The following is a 21,093-nucleotide window of genomic DNA, read 5'->3' as shown; positions in this document are numbered from 1 at the left end:
TGAACACGCGTGTGATCCAGTTGGCACCGATCGACTGCTGCCACCGGAACTGATGAATCACGCCGACGCGACTGTCCCTGACCCGAAAACTCGCTTGGATTGCCGAATGCTTTCGGCACCCCATTTTGCCTGCCTGCAGCCTGACACAATTGCACAGCAAAGTGATTTGCGAACTCAGCGGCGAAGCGGTCCAGGGGGACAGCACCGCAACAAGACCAGCAGCGGCGTGTATTTGGAACATCGCCCGACCGGGCTGATCGGCGAAGCGACTGAACGTCGAAGCCAAGCTCAGAATCGTGATGTCGCACTTCGTCGACTTCGATATGCGATCGCTTTGGGTGTTCGGACCCCGAGCCCCTTGGACAATCCGCAGGAAAATTCGGCCGAAGCTGTGGGTTCACTTGATGAGGTTGAATCGTCGCTTCGAAAACGCTATCGACGTCACTCATTCAAACTGAACGAAGAGAACGTCGATAAACCCTCTGTGCTGGCGCTGATGCTGAACGACCTTTGGGCCAGTGGTGGTCAGCCAAGTTTAGTCGCGCCTTTGTGGTCCACTTCGACCAGCAAGATCGTCATGCTGCTCCGCTCGTATCCACCCGCATTGGTTTGGGTCAATCGAGTCCGCGAGCACCACGGTCGGCTTCCGCTGCATTGATCCGGGCGACCCCATGCGTAGTCAGTCTCGTCGCTTCGCACCTTTTGTCCATTCCTTGCGAGTGGCAATGGTAATTGCGCTTTGCTGGCTGATCCCTTCACCTCGGCGACCAGTTGATCGGCAAGGCGGACTTCAATCGGCGCCTGATCTAGCACTCGTTCAGGAAGTCGTTCCTGCCGCACACGCGATCAACGAGTTCCAGGATGCCGATGGTTTTTGGAATGTTGATGATCGTTCCGGTCAGGCGATCGCGCGCGTCGGACGTACGCTTCCTGACGCGATCGACATCATCGGTTATCGAGGACCGACCGAAGCGATGGTGGTGATCGATCAGGCGTTCAATGTTTTGGGCGTTCGCATGATCGAAAGTGATGACACGGACGAACATGTCCAAAAGGTTCAAGACGATCGGGCTTTTTTTGAACAGTTCGCGAATTGGGACTGGGAAGGACCAAACGATGCTGGTGCGATCGACGGCGTATCCGGAGCCACATTGACTTCGCTCGCCTTAGCCAAAGGTGTGCTTTCACGAATCGGTGGGGAAAGAGGGTCATTGGTCTTTCCCGATCCGATCGAGCTTGTCGAATTGGAAGACTGGTTTCCTGATGCAGATCGCATTGAAGACGCAGGCCATCAGATCAACGTCTTGGGGCCTGATGGGAGGCAACTCGGACGGGTTATCCGCACAGGGCCATTGGTCGAAAGCGTGGTCGGATACCAAGGTCCTAGCGAGCTGTTGTTATGGTTGAGTGAACCGACGCAGTCCGATGAAGCGTCGACTCAAGTCAAAGCGATCAAAATTCGCTCCTCTTTCGACAATCAACCGTACGTGCGCTACTGCCGCATGGAACGAAGCTTTTGGAAAAAGTTCACCGACAAGTCGATGCAATCGTTGGCCGGCATGACATTAGAATCCTCCGGCGTCGAAGGTGTCTCGGGGGCGACGATGACAAGCTTGGCGATGACGGAGACCATTTATCAGTCGTCTTCGAAGTGGCTTGCACAGCAGGAGGCAGCCCGACAACAGAAACTGCAGCGGTCGACCTTGAAAGGTCGTTTTACAGAGTGGTTTGGTGACGTTCGTTTCGGCCTTTCAGATTTGGGCTGCTTTCTACTTTTGGCCGCGTTAGCGGTGGCAAAGCGGATGCGTTGGTTCGGAAACAAATCCCTTCGTCGATTGTGGCTGGTCACCACAATCACCGTGTTGGGGTTTTGGACCGGGAACCTCATTTCGATGTCCTTGATCGCTGGCTGGGGAGCCGAAGGCGTGGCCTGGCGTCTGGCACCCGCGCTAGCAACGATCGCGATGGTTGCCTGTGTGGTTCCTGCGACCGGAAAGTCGAATCCTTACTGCAATCATCTTTGTCCTCACGGCGCAATCCAGCAGCTCGTTCGTCCGGCAAGGAAAAGCCGGATGCACCAAACGTTGCCAAAAAACTTGTCGCGGTTGATGCAGTGGATTCCAGGGGCGACATTGGTTATCGCCTACCTGTGCTTGCTATTCTGGCCGACCGTAGAGCTTGCCAATTGGGAACCGTTTCACGCTTACTTGTGGCGAGTCACACCGCTAGCGGCGATCCTATTTGCCGCCGCTACACTGGTCCTTTCTATGTTTATTCCGATGGCGTATTGCCGCTTGGGATGCCCGACAGGTCGCTTGTTGGATTTTCTTCGACAACGTGCGACGAGCCATCGGTTGACATTCGCGGATGTGGTCGCGAGCCTGCTGTTGGTCACCGCGATCGGCGTGCAAATGTTTTCAATTCATTGACCCGTCACCAAGTGGCACCATGGAAACGTTTCTTCAAACCTGTCCGAACTGTCAGGCAACACTTGAGCTGCCGCTTGAGGCATCTGGCAAACGTTCGAGTTGTCCTGGCTGCCAGATCGAATTCACTGCCGAAACGGTTGCCGGTTCCTCGCATCAAGACCCTGACAGATTAGATAGGCTATCCGATGCCAACGTTCAATCGCCAATGCAAGAAAGCTTGGAGATCGATGTTGCCAACCAAAGAGTCTCGATCGAATCGATCTTTGTCGGTGCTCAGATTTTGTTGGCGAGCTGCCGGCGTCAGATCTTTGTGCCCTCGTTTTGCGTCGGGATAATCTTTGTTGCCACGGTGATCTCGCCACTGATCGCCTTAAACATGTTCTCGCGTGTGAACTTTAATCTGGCTCTGATTTTGGCAGCGGCGCTGTCTCCGCTGTTCATCGCGGTGGCGTGCTATGGGATGACCGTCGCCTTGCAATTGATCAATCGCGCCTGCGACAGCAGCATCTTAGGGCCGCAGGTTGATTTAGTGACCTTGCTGAAAACGTCGATGAAACCGAGTTGGCGACTGTTGGCGAGGGTTTCGCTTGTGATGATCGTGGCTTTTTGTTTTATGGCTGCATTGATCGTGGCGACGGGTCTGATGATTCGCAGTGCGAGTTCGATCGGCAAGATCGAAACGGCTTTGTTGTTGTATGCCTTGGCGTTCATGCTTTCAGTCATCGCACCGATCACGATCGCAACATTTCTTTGGCCCACACTGCCACTCTGTTTGACTTCGTTGGGGATGGGCAAGCTTGTTCATCGGTCAGTAAAGCTTGCTGCTGCGCATCTATTCAATTCATTCTTAATCGCGACCGCCGTATCCATCCTATTCGGATTCGGGATTTCTCTGCTTGGCTTGGGATTGATCGTGGCAACTCCGATCGCAGTGTCGATTCTCGTTGTCGGTTGGCGTCGAACGTCGGGACACCCGATTCACGTTTTAGATGAACTGTGATCTCGATTCGGTGACGGCTCTCCGTTGCGAATGTTGAAGTTCGCATCGATCAGCATCGATGTGTATGGAGCAACGGATATTGCAGCGCGGAATTTGCCTGATCTGTCTTGACAGATTCGCGAACCGGTGTACCATGACAGCGGTACACCGAATCGAGATCACTCTAACTGAGAGTGCCTGTAGATGTTTTTCACGATCGATCCGGAAGGGGACGTTCCGATCTACGAACAGATCGTCCGGCAAGTCAAGCTAGCGATTGCGGACGGCATTCTTGTTGGTGGACAAATGGTCCCAAGTGTTCGTCAGCTGGCCAATGAGTTGGCAATCAACTCGAACACGATAGCGCGAGCTTATCAAGAGCTACAATCCGATCTTGTGCTTGAAGCGCTTCGCGGTCGCGGCATGGTGGTTCGGCGTGACGCGATGAAGCGTTGCATGAAGGCTCGCAATTTTCTTGTCACGGAAAGCTTTCGCCGTGCCCTCGCCGACGCCCTTGCCGGTGGAATGACAGCTTCAGAGCTGCGCCAGTTATTCGAAGCGGAACTGACCCGGCAAACGACGGAGATTGAAAACGCTGCCAAAGCTGGCGGCAATGGCAGCAGTTGAGCGTCTGTTATCACACCGGATACTTTTCAGAGGGAAATGCACAATGAATTCGATCATTTCGTTGCAGAGCGTCAGCAAGTCATTTGGTGCCAAGCGGGCACTCGACCGTGTCAGTTTGGAGATCCCAGCGGGAATCGTGTTTGCCCTGCTTGGTGAAAACGGCGCGGGCAAGACGACGATGATTCGTATCTTGACCGGTGCGATCAAACCGGACTCAGGGCAGGCATCGGTGTTGGGGCTATCGTGTATTGAAGATAGCGAACTCATCCGGCAACGGACCGGCTACGTATCAGACGCGCCGGCCTTGTATGACTGGATGACCGCCGAAGAAATCGGCTGGTTCACATCCGCTTTTTATGACGCTTCATTTCCCGGACGGTATGTCGAAGCACTCGCCAGCTTCGATATCTCAGCCGGAGTGAAAATCAAAAACATGAGTAAAGGTCAGCGGGCAAAAGTCGCGCTTGCCTTGGCGACATCACATGATCCCGAATTACTGATCTTAGATGAACCCACCAGTGGACTCGATCCGATGGTGCGTCGTCAATTCTTGGAATCGATGGTCGATCGGGCCGCGCTGGGACATACCGTGTTGTTGTCCAGTCATCAAATCAGTGAAGTGGAACGGGTAGCGGACTGGATTGGCATTTTGCATGAGGGTGAGCTGAAGCTGGTCAAACCTTTGCAAACGCTTCGCGATTCAACCCAGGTCGTTACGGCGACACTGGATCACAGCGACGCGACGATCCTGTTACCTCGCGGTGATGTGTTGACGGAAACAAAGAACGGCCGGCAGATGAGGTGGGTTGTCACCGATTTGGAAGACAATTGGCGAGACGATTACCAAGAAGGCTCCGGCGTGGTACGGATCGAGCAAACAACGCCGACATTGGAAGAAATCTTTGTCGCGGTCTGTGATCCACACGTGAACCGTCCAAAGCAAGATCGAAGTGCCACAAGCGACGCATCGAAAGAATCGTTTGCGTCGAGTCGCTGAAGGGTCGTCGCATCAAAAATGGTGACGGCCTGTCTGTGTTGAACCGGTGCTAATGCCGAGCTAAAGGTGGGATTGGTGAAATGAATTGGCATATCTATTCGCGACTTCTTTGGAAAGACTATCGCTTGATCCGAACGCTTGCTTTGGCAGCGTGTGTCGCATCGTTAGGCTTTTTCCTGTTGCTGCAATTCGCTGTGTTGACGACGCCCGTTAGCAATACAGATGTGACGAGTTTCGCGCATGTGATATGGGCATTTATTCCGTTTCTTGTCGCTTTCGGCGCACCGGCAATATTGATCGGGGGTGAAGAGGAAAGCGGTTCCCTCAAATGGTTGGGAACCCTGCCGGCGAATTGGAAACAGATCACGCATAGCAAGTTCATCATTGCCGCCACCTGCTTAGCCCTGTCATGGCTTGTCGGCAGCCTCTTGCTATGGATCTTCTTTAAGCTGAATCAATATGAATTGAATCTGCGATTTTCAAGCGAGCAAAAGATTGCGATGGGCGAACTGCTGGTTGCAATCGGGCTTATTTCGCTCAGCTATGGCTGTCTGTTCTGCAGCTTGCTAGCGGGTTACTTGTTTCGATCGCCCGTCGTCGGTTTGATGGCCTGCATACCGATGACCGTTGCGGCTATCTGGTTTGTCTTCGGTGTCTTCGTTCAGCTATCCGGAGCGAATAATCCGCTTCCCCTTCTGACCGAGGATTTGTCACTGTTCATTGCGATCGCGATCAGCGTCGCTGTTGGCGTATGCGTGTTGGGCTACGTAGCGGCCTGGCGTCGACTGACTTGGCCGCGCAGGGCTTGGGGTCTTAAGCGGACGCCTCGGATTGTTTGGTCGGACGAGGTGACCACCAATGCGTATCAACCTCCTCGCCACGCTGGGCGAAAGCTTGGTGCGGCGTTGGCCGGACGGACTCCCAGCCGGTTTCGAGCTTTGCTTTGGCAAAGCATTCGGCCGGTCCGATGGTATTTACTTATAGCGGCCGTGATTTCGATCGGCTTTATCGTTCAACAAGCGATGGGCGCTGAGCAATACGTTCAGTTCCCCATCCTTGCGATCATTGGATTTGCTGTTGCCGGTTTGACGTTCTACAGCGACTCCGTTCGTGGCCAAAAAGCGTTTTTCTTCGATCGAGGCATCTCACCTCGGCTTGTCTGGTTCACGCGTGTGCTGCCTGCGTTTTGCATCATGCATCTGGTGATTGCGGCCGCAATGATGGAGTATTTGATCCTCTGGCAGTTTGATGCACCCGAGATTGTCCTGACCGTCTATGCCGTTCCGATGGCATCGTTTGCGCTAGCGGTGTTGTGCTCGCAGGCGACAACACGGCCGCTGCTGAATTTCTTTTTGGGGCCCATCGCTGTTTGGTTTACAGGGGCTTTGCTGACGCTTTGTATTTTCATGTACTACCCGCGCGCCGGCGGGTTGCTGTTGATTTCTGCAGTCGTGTTGCTGGTGGCGTCGTATCGTTTGACCGGGCTGTGGATGCAGCGAAGCACCTACAGTCGACGTTATCTAAGTCGTGCGTGGACCTACTATGCAGTCGCCTTACTGATTCCCGTTTTGGTCATTTTCACCTTCCGCTGGGCGACGATGGAACCAAAGGATTCGTCGTGGCGGGCGGACATGCTTTCGACTCGCCTGCCAGTCGGCGATGGATCTTCCGCTTGGGTGGTCCTTCCCGATGCGGGGACGAAGAGACTTCGACCACAGTTCTGGAATCCGGCATCGACCGATGATTTGCAAGATTTAAAAGAAGAACTTGCTGACGATTCGACTGTCGGACAACACGTTTCGATGACACGGTTGTTAGGGATTTTTACTTACGCTGAATCGTTTCATGCCACCGTATTACAGGGCGATACATTTACAATCAGTCGAATCTCTGGACCGGGAGCCCAAGAATACGAATGGCAGCTGGATGCGATTCGAATTCTCACCAAATGGTCAAACACCGTTCGCAAAGAGATCGTTCAAGGCAACCTGTCGCTCAACGAACTGCTGTATGTTGCAGAGAATGCCGACTGGGTCAGCTCATTGGCGATCCAATCGATGTCCAACGAACCCGATGCCGACTGGACGCAATTGAAGGAGCTTATCGAAGGGCTTCCGAATCAAGATCTTGTGCGTCAGTCGCGACGAATAGCGATCACACGAAATTGGCGTCAGGTCGATCAGAAGCGATCTGAATATTGGGGAATCGTTCCGGCACCACCGACCGCACCATGGATGTACGTCGAACGACTAAGGTCTAGTCGGGCAATTGATCAGCTGACACAACTGGCACTGAAACAAGTCAATTTCGGTCAACCCATCAATGACTATGACCGTGCAATTGAGCTCGAAAAAGAAGCGTATATTGAAAAACCGGTCGAAAGCTACCATCGGCCGTATTCACCGCACGAATGGTTACGAATGATGCGTTTTAACGATCGTCGTTTTGAGTATCTACGAAAACAGGCCCGATAACACACGCTTCACTATTGTTTGCGTAGTGCTTCGATCGGATTCATCGCGGCGGCTTTGTATGCCGGATAGACACCGAAGATGATACCGGTGGCGACAGAGATTCCAAAGGCCAGCAAGATTGCTCCGATACTGGTCACCGTTTTCATTCCCGCCATCATCGTCACTGCGATCGGGATCGAGACGCCAAGCACAACGCCGAGGACCCCACCCGCCGCTGACAGCACCGTCGTTTCCAGTAAGAACTGGCGAATGATGTCGCGCCGTTTGGCACCAATCGCGCGCCGGATTCCGATCTCGCGGGTACGTTCTGTTACGGTCGCGAGCATGATGTTCATGATCCCGATACCACCGACTAGCAGCGAGATACCGGCAATCGCTCCTAGCACCAAATTCCAGATTCGCTTTTCGTGTTCGGCCTGAGCCATCAGCTCTAGCGGCACCAAAACTTGGTAGTCCTCTTTATCGGCGTGGCTCTTTTCTAGCAGTCCACGAATCATATTCGCTGTCGGGACCACGCGGGCGGCGGCTTCCTTATCATTGGCGTCGGCGACGGCCAGGGTGATTTCGCTTAGCTCGACACGGTCGAATTCTCGGCTACCACGGGCGCCTTCACGGACGAAAAAGCCAAACCGTGCTCGGCCAGTATCCAGCGGAATAAAGATATCGCGGTTCGCGTCGCCACCTTCGCTTTCGCCCGCACGGGCACGCCCACTGTCACGTTGTTTCAAGATGCCCACAACGCGGAAGGCGATCCCGCCAATCAGGACGGGCTGCCCCAGCGGATCATTGAATCCAAAGAGTGCCGTTGCGGCGCCTTCGGTCAGTACGGCGACGTTCGCCATATTTTCCAAGTCGCGTTGCTGGATGAAGCGACCCCGTGCGACGTCGATCTTACGGACATCTTCCAAATCGGGTGTTGTCGCCAACACACGTGCTTGCCCGATACGACGCCGGCCATGGGAAACGTCACGCTTTTTCATCATCACGGGGACGATGGTCTCGCCGGTTGGCAATTCGGTCAGGGCGCGAAGATCGCTATACGTCAGGCCATATGCGTTGACTTTGTAGCTGGCCGTCGAAACGATGCCTTGGTTGCTTGATGAGCCGCCGGAATTGTCTTCCGGTGCCGGTTTTAAAGATCGGACGATGACGTTGCCGGCGCCTAACTGTCGGATACGGTCCAACGCATCTTGCTTGCTGCCTTCGCCGATCGACAGCATCGCGATGACCGAGGCAACACCCAGGATTGTCCCCAATAGCGTCAACGAACTGCGCATCTTGTGCAGCAGCAGGTTACGCACGGCAAGTTTTAGGGTGGCCCACCACATGGGATGATTCGCTGGTCAATCGCGGAAGGAAGACTTCTCAGTCAGAAACTGTGGCTGTCAGAAACGATCACTCTTGTCCCGCAAGAAGTTCGTCGACGAATTCACGTGGGTTCAACGCGATCTGTTCGCCTTTGGTAAGCCCATCGGTGATTTGGACCATCGAATCGGTTTCGCGGCCGACTTCGACTTCACGTAATCCGAGGCGATTGTTTAGACGCACGAGCACGACCGTTTGATCGTCGCGTTCGATGACCGATTGAATCGGAACGGCGATGGCATCGTCGATCGAATCGACCAGGATCTCAGTCACAGCGGTCATGCCCGGCTTTAGCTGGTCGACCTCGTCATCGATCGTAACGATGGTGGTGTAGACCTTCGTTCCGCTGCTGAGCCAACCGTTTTGGTCTGGAAGCACGGCGATCGACTGAACGGTGCCGATGTATTCTTTATCGGGGAACGCATCGACGGTGATATGGACTTTCATGCCGATATTGATTTGATCCAGATCGGATTCATGGACCGCGGTTTGAACTTGCATTTCGCGAAGCGAGGGCAACGACATCAAGTGTTGGCGATAGCGGGCCGGTGCACCTTCACGAATCTCGTCGTTGCGTGACGAGGCATAGGCGACCATGCCGTCTTCGGGTGCATAAATCTTGCAAGCGGCAAGCTGCGTCTCGTAGCGTTCGAGGCGTTCTTCTTCTTTCTTTAGCGACTCTGTACGTGCACGGAGGATCGCTTGGACTTGGGCGAGCTTGGCTTCGTTGTTTCGTAGCGTTTGTTCCAAGCCTTGCTTCGTTGTGGCCAGTTTTCCACGTAAACGCAGCAGTTCCATTTCCTGTTCGTAGTTTTCTTTCTTACGAAGTGTTGCCAGGGTGGTTTCCAGCTTGTTTAGCTGTGCCGCGTATTTGCCTTCGGCTTGTAGGTAAGCCAGTTCACTCTTTCGCAGTTCGTTGCGATTGGCATAACCAAGTTTGTACAGCGAATCGATTCCGCGGCGATCATCACGACGAAGCTCCAATGTTGCTTGGGCTTCAAGGATCTGGTTGTTAACTTCGTCGATGGTTCGTTTGATTTCTTCGACGGCCAGCTTGTGTGTTCCGCTCTCGTCATCGGTGAACATCTTCAGTTCCAGTTCGGCGAGCTGGACTTGTAGTTCCGCTTCGGCCTTGCTGGTTTCGTTCTGGACAAGTTGGTTTTTGTAGTTGGCTTCGGCTTGGATCTGTGTCGAGCGAGCTTCCTCGGTATCGAGGATCTGTTGATCGAGTTCTTCACGCATCGGCGCGGACTCGAGTTCGACAAGTAAATCGCCTTTCTTAACTCGGCTACCGTTGGCGATGATCCACAGGATCGGTGTGCCGTTGATTCCGTCACGCTGGACGTCTTCGACCATGCAGTTGATTTCGCGATTGTTTTGGCTTTGCAAGTTGCCACGTTCAATCACGGTCACATTCATGTTCTGAGGGCTGACGGTGTGCAGCAGCACGTTTTCGTCAATCCGCGGATCGGAACCAAAGAAAAATGATGACAGTGAGAACCCGACGGCGGGAACAATCATCGCAGCCGCCAAGGCTTGGATGGCGTGGACGAAACCGCGGTTAGGTGGAGAGACCTTTCGCCGTCGGCGCGTTTTCTTCTGATCGGTCGGTGAAGACATGACGATTCGGCAGGGAAAGTTTGGTGGGAGTCGCTCGGAAGACAGGCATGATGTACCGCAGCTATGGATCCAAATGAATGGAAACCGACGCGGTATCAAAGGAACCGAAACGGGATTCGTTTCGCCACATGCAGCGTGTCAAAAATCACGCTAGGGTGACTGTCGCGGGCGAATTGGGTGGGTTGTTAGGCGGGACACTAATCGGGCGACCCGTAATACTGGGCATTCGGGCACCAGACAGTGGCACTTCAGTATAGTCGACTGACAAACTTATGTCTCCATAGCCCATTTGGTGATCTTTTGTCTTGATCAATAAGGCATTTTCCTTTGCGGCTGTCGCAAGGGTTTTGCCCTCCCGTCGGATTGGCCGACTGAGGTGGAATACTCCGATTTTGGCAGGCGGTGTTCAACCGTGATATGATCGAGCTGGAGACACGGGATTCGCCGCTGGATCGGCACTTTTTGTATAGATTTACGATCCCGATTGCCTGCAAATCGCCAATAATGCGTGATGCGTCCCCTTCGAAACTTGTTGATGAAGAAACACCAACCATTAGCATGAAGGCACCGCATCCTTCCTTGGGCGTTCGTGACGAACATCTTTCCCTCAACCGATACTGCTAGCCATGGCAAAAGTACTACTGGTCGAAGACAGTCCGACCCAGGCGATCGAAATGAGAATGCTGTTGGAAGACGGTTGTCACGAAGTCAAACATGCGATGAATGGGAAAGCGGCACTTGAGGTATTAGCCAGCGAAATTCCCGATATTGTCGTGACCGATTTGGAAATGCCGGAGCTGAACGGCTTGCAATTGGTCGAAGTCATGCGAACGGACTACCCACACATCCCTGCGATTTTGGTCACAGCGCGCGGCAGTGAAGAGCTCGCTTCGCAGGCTTTGCAAAAAGGGGCGGCAGGCTATGTCCCGAAAAACCATTTGCAATCATTGCTGAACGACACGATCGTCGATGTCTTGGGAGTCATCCGAACCGACGCCAGCTTTTCCAAGCTGATTTCGACTCTGAAGAAAAACGTTTTCGAATTCGAAATCGAAAACGATGCGGAGTTGATCTCTCCGATGGTCGGGTTGCTGATGCAAGTCGTCGCCGGGATGGACTTGATTAGCGGTGCTGATATGAACCGATTGGGCGTCGCGATTGAACACGCGTTGGTCAATGCGATGTTCCGTGGCAATCTGCAGCTTGGGCCTTCAGTAACACCAGCCCATCACGCGATCATTTACGAGGACGCGACGACCGACTTGATCGAACGACGTAAATCCGAGTCACCGTACAAGGATCGAAAAATCTTTGTGCACGCTTCAGCCAGTATCAATGAAATCCGCATCGTGATCCGAGACGAAGGTCCAGGGTTCAATATCGAAAAGGTGCCCACGACTGTCAGCGCCGATCTGTTCTCCGCCGAAAGCGGTCAGGGGCTGGTGCTGATGAAGAGCTTTGCAGATGAGTTGATGTTCAATGACATCGGAAACGAAGTCACGATGATCAAGTATTGCGAATCACCCGTGGCCGCGGCGTAGAAATCTATCTTCCGAGTGACACCTGCAGATCTTTAATTGCGGGCTACTAACCGAGCAGCTCTGACGCAACGGAATCGGCAAAGTGGATTCCGTGTTCGGTCAATTGAATTCGCGACTCGGTGCGAACGATCAATCCTTGCCCGATCATCATCTGAAGTTCGGCATCGCAGTGCTGCCAGAGGTTGATGTCGTATCGTTGGCTGATCAAGTCCAGGTCGACACCACCGATCATCCGAACTCCAAACGCTGCCGCCTCTCGAGCGGCTTGTTCGAAAGAGACTTTTTCTGATTCGGCAACGGGAGACTGTCCCGACTCGATTCGTTTCAGGTAGGCAAACGTGCTGCGGTGGTTGACGTTTCGGAAGTGGTCGACGTACCCAGCAGCACCGGGACCGGCCGCATACCAACCGCTCCCTTCCCAATAACTAAGGTTGTGTCGACACGGAAAGCCGGGCTTTGCGAAGTTCGAGATTTCGTAGTGGCTTAATCCGGCTGCCGCAAAATGGTTTCTCGCCAAGTCATACATCTGCAGTTCCAACTCTTCAGCAGTTTCTTGCAGACTTCCCTTCAGACGACGCGACCAAAACGACGTGCCCTTTTCGAACGTTAACGCATAGGTTGATGCGTGTTTGATCGGAAGCGATGTCGCGACGGTCAAATCGTTTTGCCATTCATCGATCGTTTCATCGGGAGCGGCAAAGATCAGATCCAGCGAGACGTTTTCGATCGTCTGTGAAACAAGTTCGACAATACCCTGGACTTGTTTGCCACCGTGTGCGCGTTCCAGGATGTTTAACTTCCTGTCGTTGAACGACTGCACGCCTAGACTGACTCGGTTCACCCCGTGCGAATGAAGCAGCGAAAGCTTTTCCTCGTTAATGTCTTCGGGATTCGCTTCGACGCTCCATTCGGCATTCGCCGTGATACGAAAGTGGTCGCAAACGATTTCGCAGAGCCGTTCAAGTCGGCGAGCGTCGAGGTGGGTTGGTGTTCCGCCGCCGATGAAGACGGTATCCAGTTCGGGCTTTGAATCCGATGCCGCAGCGATCTGTTGGAGCTCAATCTCGATCGCTCCGAGAAAACGGTCCATCAAGTCATCGCGTCCGGCAACGACGCTGAAATTGCAGTACCCGCAGCGGTGCCGACAGAACGGCACATGGATATAGAGCGATCTACACAAGTTAATTCAGACGGGGGTTACACAGTCGCCACATGTTGTTCGAACCGATGATTTTATCGATTCGAATCACAGCTTCGCCGGTCGATGCCACGATTAGTCACGGCGAAGTCTACGCCAATGAGTCTGTTTCGAAGAGGGCTCACAGTCTGTAGATTTTCCAGTGGCCGCCGTACACGCCCTGAAAGTAGCGTTCTTTCCCGCTGGTTTGGTGGAGTCGAAGGCAACTTTTTGAGAAACCAAACCTGGGAAATCGACAGGTCGCTAAACCCGGCGTCCGTCTTTATTGACCGGCACGCAGCTTGTCAAAGTAGTCTTTAGCGTGCTCACGTTCGGTTCGCGGTAGCTGCTGGTTTTCCAGAGGGTCGCTGTCTTCGGAGAAGGCACTTTCGACAGCTCGCTTCAATTCTTCGCGGGTGACGCCTTTACGGTTCGGGCCATCGGCGAAGCCCGTGATCTTGGCTTGTCCCTTTCGGGCCTGTCCGCGGACCTGGGTCTCATAGGTGTTGGTGTCGTCTTCTTGTTCGGGGCGATCACCTTGTCCTTGGCCTTCGCCAAGGCCGTTGCCAGGTCGCTCGCTTTGTCCCATTCCCATCCCTTTGCACTGTTGGCAGCCGGCGCCATTACAGTTGCCGCATCGCATTTGATCTTTCGATTGCGAAAGGTCGTTCATGGCGTCTTCGAGATCTTGAAGTTCGCTCATCTCTTGTTGCATGTCACCAAGCTGGTCAGCCATGTCCTGCAGAGAATTGGATGCTTTGTCAGCGTCACCGTTTTGCATTGCTTGTGCGGCTTGGCCTAGTTTGTCAGCCATCTGCTGCATCTGTTGCATTTGCTGTTTGGCCTGTTGCTGCATCTGGTTGAGTTGCTGCTGCATCTTGGCGGCGTCTTGGGATCGACCTTCGCGTTTGGCTTGTTCGATCTGTTCACGCAACTGTTGCTGCTGTTGTTTTTGCTGATCGATCGATTTTTCGAGTTGGTTTTTAAGCTGTTCGATCTGCTTTTTCAGTTCCTGCTTTTCTTTCTCGTCCAGGGAACCGTCTTTCATTTTCGAAGCGAGTTGCCGCATGATCTTTTCGGCCTTACCGAAGTCGCCTTTCGCGATCGATTTGGCGGCTTCACCAGTCGGCCCCGCTTGCAACGATTGCATTTGCGACATTGCATTTCGCAGTTGATCGTTTGACCCGAGTTGTTCGCGGCGTTCTTCCAGCTGTTTTTTTAGATCGTTCAGAGCGATCATCGCTTCTTTGCGATCGATGTTTTTCTTTTCGGTGATTTCGTTCAGATCGCGTTCCAGCTTATCAAACAGATCGCGTGCTTCTTTCAGTCCTTTCGCATCGGCTTTTCGTTTTTGCTGCGCGATACGTTTTTTCAGCTGCAGTGAAGCACGTTTAATTTGGGCAGTGATTTCGGGGTCAACATTGTTGGCCGCTTGTGCATCGATCGAAGCCGGTTCGACGAGCATCAAAACCACGACCAGAATCGGAGCGACTGCCAAGGGAAGCCAACCGAGCCGGCTGGGTTGAAAGCCAAACTTTTCAGCGATCTTCAGGCGGTCGGCACGACGATCAGCGTCGGAGATCACTGCCAAGCCAAATTCGCTTTCGCGGTCGACAGCTGACATCGAAAGCGAGCTGCTGAGACGTTCGCCAAGTGCAAAGCGTTTGTCGACTTCTAGAGCGACACGATCCAGCGGGGGACGAGTCAGAAACGCAAAGGCCAAGGCTGATAGAACGGCGACGGCGATCGATCCGCCAATCCAAGCCTGGTTCCAACGCTCCAAGTCGACGTCCATGACCTGAATGCCAGGTGCGGCACAAGCAATCGTGCTGACGATCAATGCGATGAACAAAGTGACACAGATTGATCGACCGAACGTCCCAACGACGATTCGACGTCGAGCACTGCGAACTTGTGATTCAATTCGATTCATGACGCTAGCCTTAGGGAAGGGACGGCCTACAATCCCAATACAGGGATACCCAGTATAGGGATTGTTAAAGGCGGGTCGTTACCGCAATTATTCTGCATTCATTGTGATTTTGGCCGAAAAAAATGGGCGACGTTGCTGTCGAAACGTCTTTGCCACGCGTGGAATCAAATTCTCGCGGGGAAAACGGACTGCCGGATCCAGATCAGCACCCGGATTCCGATGTGGTGATCTATGACGGTGATTGCAAGTTTTGCATCGGCCAGGTGAAGAATCTGGCCCGATTGGACTGCTGTGGTGGGCGTTTAAGCTTCATTTCGCTTCATGATGCTCGTGTCCGCGAACGCTATCCGGACCTGACACACGACCAGATGATGGAACAAATGTTCGTGGTCGATCAACAAGGTCGGCGCCATGGCGGCGGCGACGCAGTGCGTTATCTCAGTCGTCGGCTACCGATGTTGTGGGTTGTCGCACCGATTTTGCACCTGCCTGGAACCGCTCGACTGTGGCGATGGGGTTACCATCAGGTCGCAAAACGACGTTATCGCATCGCCGGGAAAAAATCAGGCGGGGGGTGCGATGGCGATGCTTGTTCGGTCCATTTCGGTGAATCGAGCCAAAGCCGCTAATTCAGCAAGCGGTTGAATATGGCACCACATCGAGCCCGCCTTGCAGTCGTCATTCCCCGGTTGCCGGATTCCGATTGCTGAAATCAAATCAAGTCGACTCGATTTGACTGTGTTAAACTGATCCGGCTTCAACTCAGTAATTGTGTGTTGATGGAACTCTGGTCCCCTCATCTTGCCTCTTGATCGATTGCGTTATCCGCTTCCATGAAGCTACCTGAATACTTAGGCCCCTACCGTGTTGGTAAAATGCTGGGCAAAGGCGGGATGGGTGCGGTTTACATGGCCGAACACGCCAAAAGCGGTGAGACCGTAGCCGTCAAAATCATCGCGTTGCAGATTTCAGATGAGCTGCGATTCCGCCGCCGTTTTGATGCCGAAATCAAAACGCTGAAAAGTCTCAGCCATCCCAATATCGTGAAGCTGATTGGGTTTGGTGAAGAACAGGACCTGCTGTTCTATTCGATGGAATATGTCGATGGTGAGTCGCTGCAGGATCGCATCCGCACGCAGAAAAAGATTCCGTGGCTACAGACGCTGGATATTGCGATTCAGATTTGTTCGGCGTTGAAGCACGCGCACGATATCGGTGTGATCCATCGCGACCTCAAGCCAGCCAACCTTTTGATCAGCAGTGACGGGACGGTCAAATTGGTTGACTTTGGGATCAGCAAGATCTTTGGGTTAAACCTGACCGCGGCGGGTTCGATCATGGGCACCGCAGATTACATGGCTCCGGAGCAGGCGACCGAAGGCGGCACTACGGTTCGTTCGGACCTGTATTCGCTTGGCTGTGTGATCTACGCGATGCTGTGCGGTCGACCACCCTTTCGCGGAAAGAATATCACCGAGGTCATCGAGGCGCTAAAGCATCAAGCCCCTGTGCCATTGGACATGATCGATCCGGATCTGCCCGACGACATCGTCCAACTTGTTGATGAGTTGCTTCGCAAGGTTCCGAGCGAGCGACCACCGACGGCGCTTGCAGTGATGAATCGACTGAAAGCCATGCGCAGCGGCCTGCAAAAAATGGCAACGCTGTCAGACTTGTCTGGAAATTCGCCGTTGTCGGATGCGATGACGATGGACACGCGAGTTTCCGATCAGCACGACAATCAATCTGATGATGCCCGTTCGGCAAAGACAGTTGCCAGCCACGACAAAACCCGTCCCGAAGACACCGTTCAATTCACTTCGGATGAACATCAAGGGTTGGGAACATCGCAGACGGCCATCAATCCGTCAGCGAAGACGGTGGCGTTGGATCAAGATGGCGACGGCAACACCGTGCGATCAACCGCCCACCAGCAAGTTGGTTTTACAAAACCACCGTCGGGACTGGATGAATCGATCGCTAGCGGCGGACAAGCAGGTGATACGTCAATCGGCACCGCTTCAAAGACGCATTTCCAAACGGTGTCCGACGACGAAACACGCCAGGGTTTTCATGGGCCAGCTGAACATGCCGGTGATCATCCCTCCATGCGATATGTCTCCATTGGATTGATCGTGTTGGCACTTGGGATCGGTGGGTTTTTTCTGCTTTCGAATTTAGGGCAACCGTCCGCAGACGATTTGATCGCGGAGATTGAGTCGCTTTCCGAGAGTGATTCTGTCGAACAGAAATCCGCACTCGAACGTTTCGTCAAGCTATATCCTGATCACGCACAGGCAGACTTCTTTCGTGATCGGTTGATGGTCTACCAGGTTGAAGCTGCGATTCGGCGTTTACGGTTGCGGGCAAAGCTTCGTACCGACGATGGGCCATTGTTTGAAACCGAGTTTCTCAAAGCGATGGACTTGCGCGATTCGGATCCTGCCGCGGCGAAGGCAATGCTTCAGCAGTGGATCGATGTCTTTAATGATTCGACAATGGCCGAAGACGACGAACAGCGTGAACTGGGGCAGCTTGCCGCTTTCGAAATCGAACGAATGGAGGCTGCCATGGAAGAATCCAGATCGGTCACACAGGATCCTAAGCTAACGGAATTGCTGGGCCGTATCGAAGAAGCCAAAGGTCTGCCGACGGACGAGCGGCGACGATTGCTCGAAGGCATTCTGACCCTATACGAAGGCCAACCATGGGCCGAAGAGGCTCTCGTTCGTGCAAAGTCATTGTTGGATGAATCCAGTGAACCGGTTGCACCGACTCCTAGTGGACCAAACCCCTAATGGAGTAGACGCCTAGCTTGTCAAAGGGCCAATTTGCCAGCACGACCGGCGGCCCAGTTCTTTAAGCCTTCCAATCGTTGCTTTGCCCGGCCGTAGTAGGTCTCATCAAGCGATTGCAGGTGCTCGTGGATCAGTTGTTGATATCGAGATTCAATCTGCGGATCCGCATTCAGTCGGAACAGTTCCGAAAGTTCTTCAGCAAGGGACACCCCAAGCATCTGATGCCCAGCGATCGTCGGATGAATGTGATCGGCAAAGCGATCGGGGTCCGGAATCCCATCTGGAAGTGGCCTTCGCTGGGAATCCACTTGGTCAAATAGCTGCGGGCAGTCGATCGAATTAACTTGCAGTTCACTAAGCAGCTGCTGAAGTCCTTCGATCATTTCGGTCGTCGCTCGCAGCGGGCAAACGTCATGATCCCTCGCGGCGGTGAAGTGTCGGCGGGCCTGTTCAGAACGCTGGCGTTTCCAGTGTAGTGTTCCGGCGATGAAATGGACGCCTGCGTGCTGGGGATCGATTTTCAGACAGGCTTCGCAGGCACGTAGCCTTTGGTCATCTGGCAGCTGGATGTCGGTGACGATGGTCCAGTGCTTTTGAAAGTTGGCCTCGTCGATCCCGCTAGCGATCATTGTTTTGAAAGGAGGTGTGACAACGATTTCCGAGGTCGGTATGTAAACGATCAAAGGCACGTGAGCATCTTGGCAAGCTTTGATCATTCGACGCATCGTGGATAGGTAGTGCGATTGAACTGCGTCACGCCATGCGTCGTCACGAACGTATCGCTTCATCCCCTCGGTCAAATCCAATCGGGTTTGCGCATCACTGGAAAGTCGTTCTTGTGGCTTCGCATGACCACGAAACGAATTTCGAATCGCACCGACCAATCGCGATCCAGACGCTAACGAATCGAAGGGGCTGGCACTCAGTGTGTGGTAGGAACGTTCCTCCAAGAATTCGTTGTGACCGCAGTACAGCACGATCGCATCGGGTTGGTATTGGAGGACTTCTTGAAGGATCAACGCGACGCGATAGCTGGCGTAAGAGACACCACCGCAGTTGACCACATCCCATTGCTTTGTCGGATCGGCGGCCTGCAAACGAAGTTTTGCCCACTGGCTAAATGCGGTTTCCGTTTCGTACGGACGGCCCTGAACCGTCGATCCACCAAGCACAAACACACGTCGCAGGTCACTCGGTTTATTCGCCTGAAAGATCGCGGGGCGAAAGAAGTTCATCCGCGATGGATCGATCCGATATTGCTCGCCAGATTCATCAAGCTGGAAAAGCGGCGTTTGTGCGGACGTATCGAAAACCGGATCCCATGATAAGTCGGCAGTTTTTTGTGGCGTGGCCAAGCGAAGCCAAACTTCGGCTATCAAGAAAGGCAAAACTGCCAACGCAACACTCGCGAAGCGAAACAGGATTTTTCGCTTGCGGTTGAGGACCATGGAAGGTTGTTGGCGATTCACAAAAACAAGATCGACTTTTGAAACGAGTCTGGCCAATCGATACATGTCGCATCGATTGGCCAAGTTGATTCAGCTCAGTAAATTCGGCTCAGTACACTCAGCTCAGTAAACTCGGAGCAGTTCTATTTTACTGCCAGTAGCCGTTGGCGATCGGTTGCGACAGATGATGATTGGGAACCACGATGTTCTTGGACGGAACAAAGTGCTGGTTTGTCTTGTGATGTTGCACTTGGTTGTGGTAGCCCATTTGGTTGTGATATCCAAATCCACCATTCGTCAAAACTGACTTTGTCATGGGATGACCATTGTGATGGAACTGATGGTGCGTTGGGGTCACAACTTGAATCGGTGCGACGTTGGTTTTGGTGACTGGTTTAGTGTAGTGGTACGATTTTTGGTGCTGGTAGTTGTAGTTGTTGTAAGTTCGCTGCTGTGAATGGTGTTGGAAGTTCGCATTCTTGTTGCTGGTGTAGAACGCACCCATTCGTTTATTCATCGGCTTGGCCCAACCCCAACCGTTACCCGCTTCAGCCGGTGCGGCAGCGGTTACGACGAAAGCGGTGATTGCGAGAGCGATTAGCGACTTGATGCTTTTGGAACGGTTCATTGGACTTCCGACGAGTGTCAGCGGATGGTTGGAATTTTTGCGGCCGTGTTGTGCCGGGTACATCCAGCAAAGCGTCCTACCAAGCAAACTGTTACATCCAATTTTAAAATTCAGAAATTGGGACGACTGCACCGTGATCGCCAACGCTGAATTGGCGTTCTGCTAGCCACTTTGCCAGTGCAAAATCGCGTCGATCGGCCAGACCAGCATGATCACATTCAGGACTAGTGAGTCACGAATGGTAATCAGCAACGCCGTTTCGACGGTCACAAACAAGATCAGCGAGGCCTGCCAGCGGACACGGCTGGCGAACCAATATCCGAGCGCACAAGCGGCGAGATCGGACATGCTGTTGGCGACGGAATCCCCGTAGTAGTCCAGTGAAATCGTTGTCGCTCGGTATCGCTCGATCACCATTGAGGTGTTCTCCAGCACCTCCCAAGCAGCTTCGACAGTTAGCGCGATGCATAGTCGGAAACCCGCCGTCACGGCCAGGCTCTGGTTGCCAACGCGGATCGAACGATTTCGTAGGGGCCACAGAACGGCGAAGAAAACGACCCCATGAAGGACATGCGTAAACGAGTAGGGATCGATCAGGTGTTGGGAGTTATGTTCGGAATAGATTTGCCACGACCATGGCGCCATCGTTCCGCAGGAACACCAAAGTTGACGCCCCATAGCGAGCAAGATCACAACCATGACGGCAGCGATAGATGATGCCGCCAAAAACGTTGTGCTTCGTGTTGATGTTGGCGACGACTGGTGGTTCGGGTGCGTGGATTCGCCAGTTGATTTTTCAGTCATATCGAACATGAAATGACGCGGTAGATGCCGACATTTGTCACCTTCATCAATTATTCACCAAAAAAAACTTTGCGTCCCAGCAAAGTTGGGAAAGATAGAGGCTATTGATGCTCCGCTAACGGTGATTTCGACCACCTTTGCGTAACACCTCCGCTCGTGCATTTGCGGATACCCCAACAAAGTGCTGGTCAGCTGATTGTCAATTGACCAAATTAACCCACGTCTTAACCGAAGATAAACGCAAAACGCAGCGTTAACATCGCACCGCATAGG

The 21,093-nt window shown here is 53.3% G+C and carries 16 protein-coding genes; 9 read left to right on the top strand and 7 right to left on the bottom strand.

Going from position 1 to position 21,093, the window contains the following annotated elements:
- Positions 1 to 52 precede the first annotated feature (52 nt).
- The 6 genes from LOC67_RS09645 to LOC67_RS09620 all read left to right on the top strand — a co-directional run bounded on the left by LOC67_RS09645 (position 53) and on the right by LOC67_RS09620 (position 7,506).
- Positions 53 to 658 (top strand): peptide chain release factor family protein, encoded by a 606-nt coding sequence (locus tag LOC67_RS09645; RefSeq protein WP_230262384.1) that lies wholly within the window; start codon positions 53 to 55, stop codon positions 656 to 658.
- A gap of 13 nt (positions 659 to 671) precedes the next feature.
- A complete protein-coding gene (locus LOC67_RS09640; RefSeq protein ID WP_230262383.1) occupies positions 672 to 2,429 on the top strand; it encodes an FMN-binding protein in 1,758 nt (585 codons plus the stop codon).
- A gap of 19 nt (positions 2,430 to 2,448) precedes the next feature.
- Positions 2,449 to 3,429, top strand: coding sequence for a hypothetical protein (locus tag LOC67_RS09635; RefSeq protein ID WP_230262382.1), 981 nt, complete (start codon positions 2,449 to 2,451; stop codon positions 3,427 to 3,429).
- A 183-nt stretch (positions 3,430 to 3,612) separates the two neighbouring features.
- The gene (locus LOC67_RS09630) at positions 3,613 to 4,035 is read left to right on the top strand and encodes a GntR family transcriptional regulator (RefSeq protein WP_230262381.1); all 423 of its coding nucleotides are present in this window, start codon (positions 3,613 to 3,615) and stop codon (positions 4,033 to 4,035) included.
- 43 nt (positions 4,036 to 4,078) lie between these two features.
- Positions 4,079 to 5,032 carry an ABC transporter ATP-binding protein gene (locus LOC67_RS09625; protein ID WP_230262380.1) on the top strand — a complete coding sequence of 318 codons (954 nt, stop codon included), beginning with the start codon at positions 4,079 to 4,081 and terminating at the stop codon, positions 5,030 to 5,032.
- Positions 5,033 to 5,112: 80 nt separating this feature from the next.
- The gene (locus LOC67_RS09620; RefSeq protein WP_230262379.1) at positions 5,113 to 7,506 is read left to right on the top strand and encodes an ABC-2 transporter permease; all 2,394 of its coding nucleotides are present in this window, start codon (positions 5,113 to 5,115) and stop codon (positions 7,504 to 7,506) included.
- Between the two features lie 11 nt (positions 7,507 to 7,517).
- On the opposite strand, the gene LOC67_RS09615 is transcribed toward LOC67_RS09620, so the two are convergent.
- Both LOC67_RS09615 and LOC67_RS09610 read right to left on the bottom strand, forming a co-directional pair.
- Positions 7,518 to 8,834, bottom strand: coding sequence for an ABC transporter permease (locus LOC67_RS09615; protein ID WP_230262378.1), 1,317 nt, complete (start codon positions 8,832 to 8,834; stop codon positions 7,518 to 7,520).
- Between the two features lie 67 nt (positions 8,835 to 8,901).
- Positions 8,902 to 10,491, bottom strand: coding sequence for an efflux RND transporter periplasmic adaptor subunit (locus LOC67_RS09610; protein WP_230262377.1), 1,590 nt, complete (start codon positions 10,489 to 10,491; stop codon positions 8,902 to 8,904).
- Positions 10,492 to 11,117: 626 nt separating this feature from the next.
- Between LOC67_RS09610 and LOC67_RS09605 the strand changes: the two genes are divergently transcribed.
- Positions 11,118 to 12,032, top strand: coding sequence for a response regulator (locus tag LOC67_RS09605; protein WP_230262376.1), 915 nt, complete (start codon positions 11,118 to 11,120; stop codon positions 12,030 to 12,032).
- 46 nt (positions 12,033 to 12,078) lie between these two features.
- On the opposite strand, the gene hemW is transcribed toward LOC67_RS09605, so the two are convergent.
- Together hemW and LOC67_RS09595 are read right to left on the bottom strand one after the other, a co-directional pair.
- Entirely contained in the window at positions 12,079 to 13,212 is a 1,134-nt protein-coding gene (gene hemW / locus LOC67_RS09600) for a radical SAM family heme chaperone HemW (RefSeq protein ID WP_261366809.1), read from the bottom strand.
- A gap of 280 nt (positions 13,213 to 13,492) precedes the next feature.
- A complete protein-coding gene (locus LOC67_RS09595) occupies positions 13,493 to 15,142 on the bottom strand; it encodes a hypothetical protein (RefSeq protein WP_230262375.1) in 1,650 nt (549 codons plus the stop codon).
- Positions 15,143 to 15,264: 122 nt separating this feature from the next.
- On the opposite strand from LOC67_RS09595, the gene LOC67_RS09590 reads away from it, so the two are divergent.
- Entirely contained in the window at positions 15,265 to 15,771 is a 507-nt protein-coding gene (locus LOC67_RS09590; RefSeq protein WP_230262374.1) for a thiol-disulfide oxidoreductase DCC family protein, read from the top strand.
- Positions 15,772 to 15,975: 204 nt separating this feature from the next.
- Positions 15,976 to 17,940, top strand: a complete 1,965-nt coding sequence (locus tag LOC67_RS09585; protein ID WP_230262373.1) for a serine/threonine-protein kinase — start codon at positions 15,976 to 15,978, stop codon at positions 17,938 to 17,940.
- A gap of 20 nt (positions 17,941 to 17,960) precedes the next feature.
- On the opposite strand, the gene LOC67_RS09580 is transcribed toward LOC67_RS09585, so the two are convergent.
- The 3 genes from LOC67_RS09580 to LOC67_RS09570 all read right to left on the bottom strand — a co-directional run bounded on the left by LOC67_RS09580 (position 17,961) and on the right by LOC67_RS09570 (position 20,820).
- Positions 17,961 to 19,409, bottom strand: coding sequence for a hypothetical protein (locus tag LOC67_RS09580; RefSeq protein ID WP_230262372.1), 1,449 nt, complete (start codon positions 19,407 to 19,409; stop codon positions 17,961 to 17,963).
- 127 nt (positions 19,410 to 19,536) lie between these two features.
- Entirely contained in the window at positions 19,537 to 20,016 is a 480-nt protein-coding gene (locus LOC67_RS09575; protein WP_230262371.1) for a hypothetical protein, read from the bottom strand.
- A gap of 162 nt (positions 20,017 to 20,178) precedes the next feature.
- The gene (locus tag LOC67_RS09570) at positions 20,179 to 20,820 is read right to left on the bottom strand and encodes a DUF2585 family protein (RefSeq protein WP_230262370.1); all 642 of its coding nucleotides are present in this window, start codon (positions 20,818 to 20,820) and stop codon (positions 20,179 to 20,181) included.
- Positions 20,821 to 21,093: the final 273 nt, after the last annotated feature.

The organism is Stieleria sp. JC731 (assembly GCF_020966635.1).
Taxonomy (GTDB): Bacteria; Planctomycetota; Planctomycetia; order Pirellulales; family Pirellulaceae; genus Stieleria.
Note: the sequence above shows the minus strand (reverse complement) of the source record. Positions and strands in the feature narration are given on the sequence as shown.

Coding starts and splice junctions, on each gene's coding strand:
- LOC67_RS09645 (WP_230262384.1), top strand. CDS start 53: ATGAATCACGCCGACGCGACTGTCCCTGACCCGAAAACTCGCTTGGAT.
- LOC67_RS09640 (WP_230262383.1), top strand. CDS start 672: ATGCGTAGTCAGTCTCGTCGCTTCGCACCTTTTGTCCATTCCTTGCGA.
- LOC67_RS09635 (WP_230262382.1), top strand. CDS start 2,449: ATGGAAACGTTTCTTCAAACCTGTCCGAACTGTCAGGCAACACTTGAG.
- LOC67_RS09630 (WP_230262381.1), top strand. CDS start 3,613: ATGTTTTTCACGATCGATCCGGAAGGGGACGTTCCGATCTACGAACAG.
- LOC67_RS09625 (WP_230262380.1), top strand. CDS start 4,079: ATGAATTCGATCATTTCGTTGCAGAGCGTCAGCAAGTCATTTGGTGCC.
- LOC67_RS09620 (WP_230262379.1), top strand. CDS start 5,113: ATGAATTGGCATATCTATTCGCGACTTCTTTGGAAAGACTATCGCTTG.
- LOC67_RS09615 (WP_230262378.1), bottom strand. CDS start 8,834: ATGTGGTGGGCCACCCTAAAACTTGCCGTGCGTAACCTGCTGCTGCAC.
- LOC67_RS09610 (WP_230262377.1), bottom strand. CDS start 10,491: ATGTCTTCACCGACCGATCAGAAGAAAACGCGCCGACGGCGAAAGGTC.
- LOC67_RS09605 (WP_230262376.1), top strand. CDS start 11,118: ATGGCAAAAGTACTACTGGTCGAAGACAGTCCGACCCAGGCGATCGAA.
- LOC67_RS09595 (WP_230262375.1), bottom strand. CDS start 15,142: ATGAATCGAATTGAATCACAAGTTCGCAGTGCTCGACGTCGAATCGTC.
- LOC67_RS09590 (WP_230262374.1), top strand. CDS start 15,265: ATGGGCGACGTTGCTGTCGAAACGTCTTTGCCACGCGTGGAATCAAAT.
- LOC67_RS09585 (WP_230262373.1), top strand. CDS start 15,976: ATGAAGCTACCTGAATACTTAGGCCCCTACCGTGTTGGTAAAATGCTG.
- LOC67_RS09575 (WP_230262371.1), bottom strand. CDS start 20,016: ATGAACCGTTCCAAAAGCATCAAGTCGCTAATCGCTCTCGCAATCACC.
- LOC67_RS09570 (WP_230262370.1), bottom strand. CDS start 20,820: ATGACTGAAAAATCAACTGGCGAATCCACGCACCCGAACCACCAGTCG.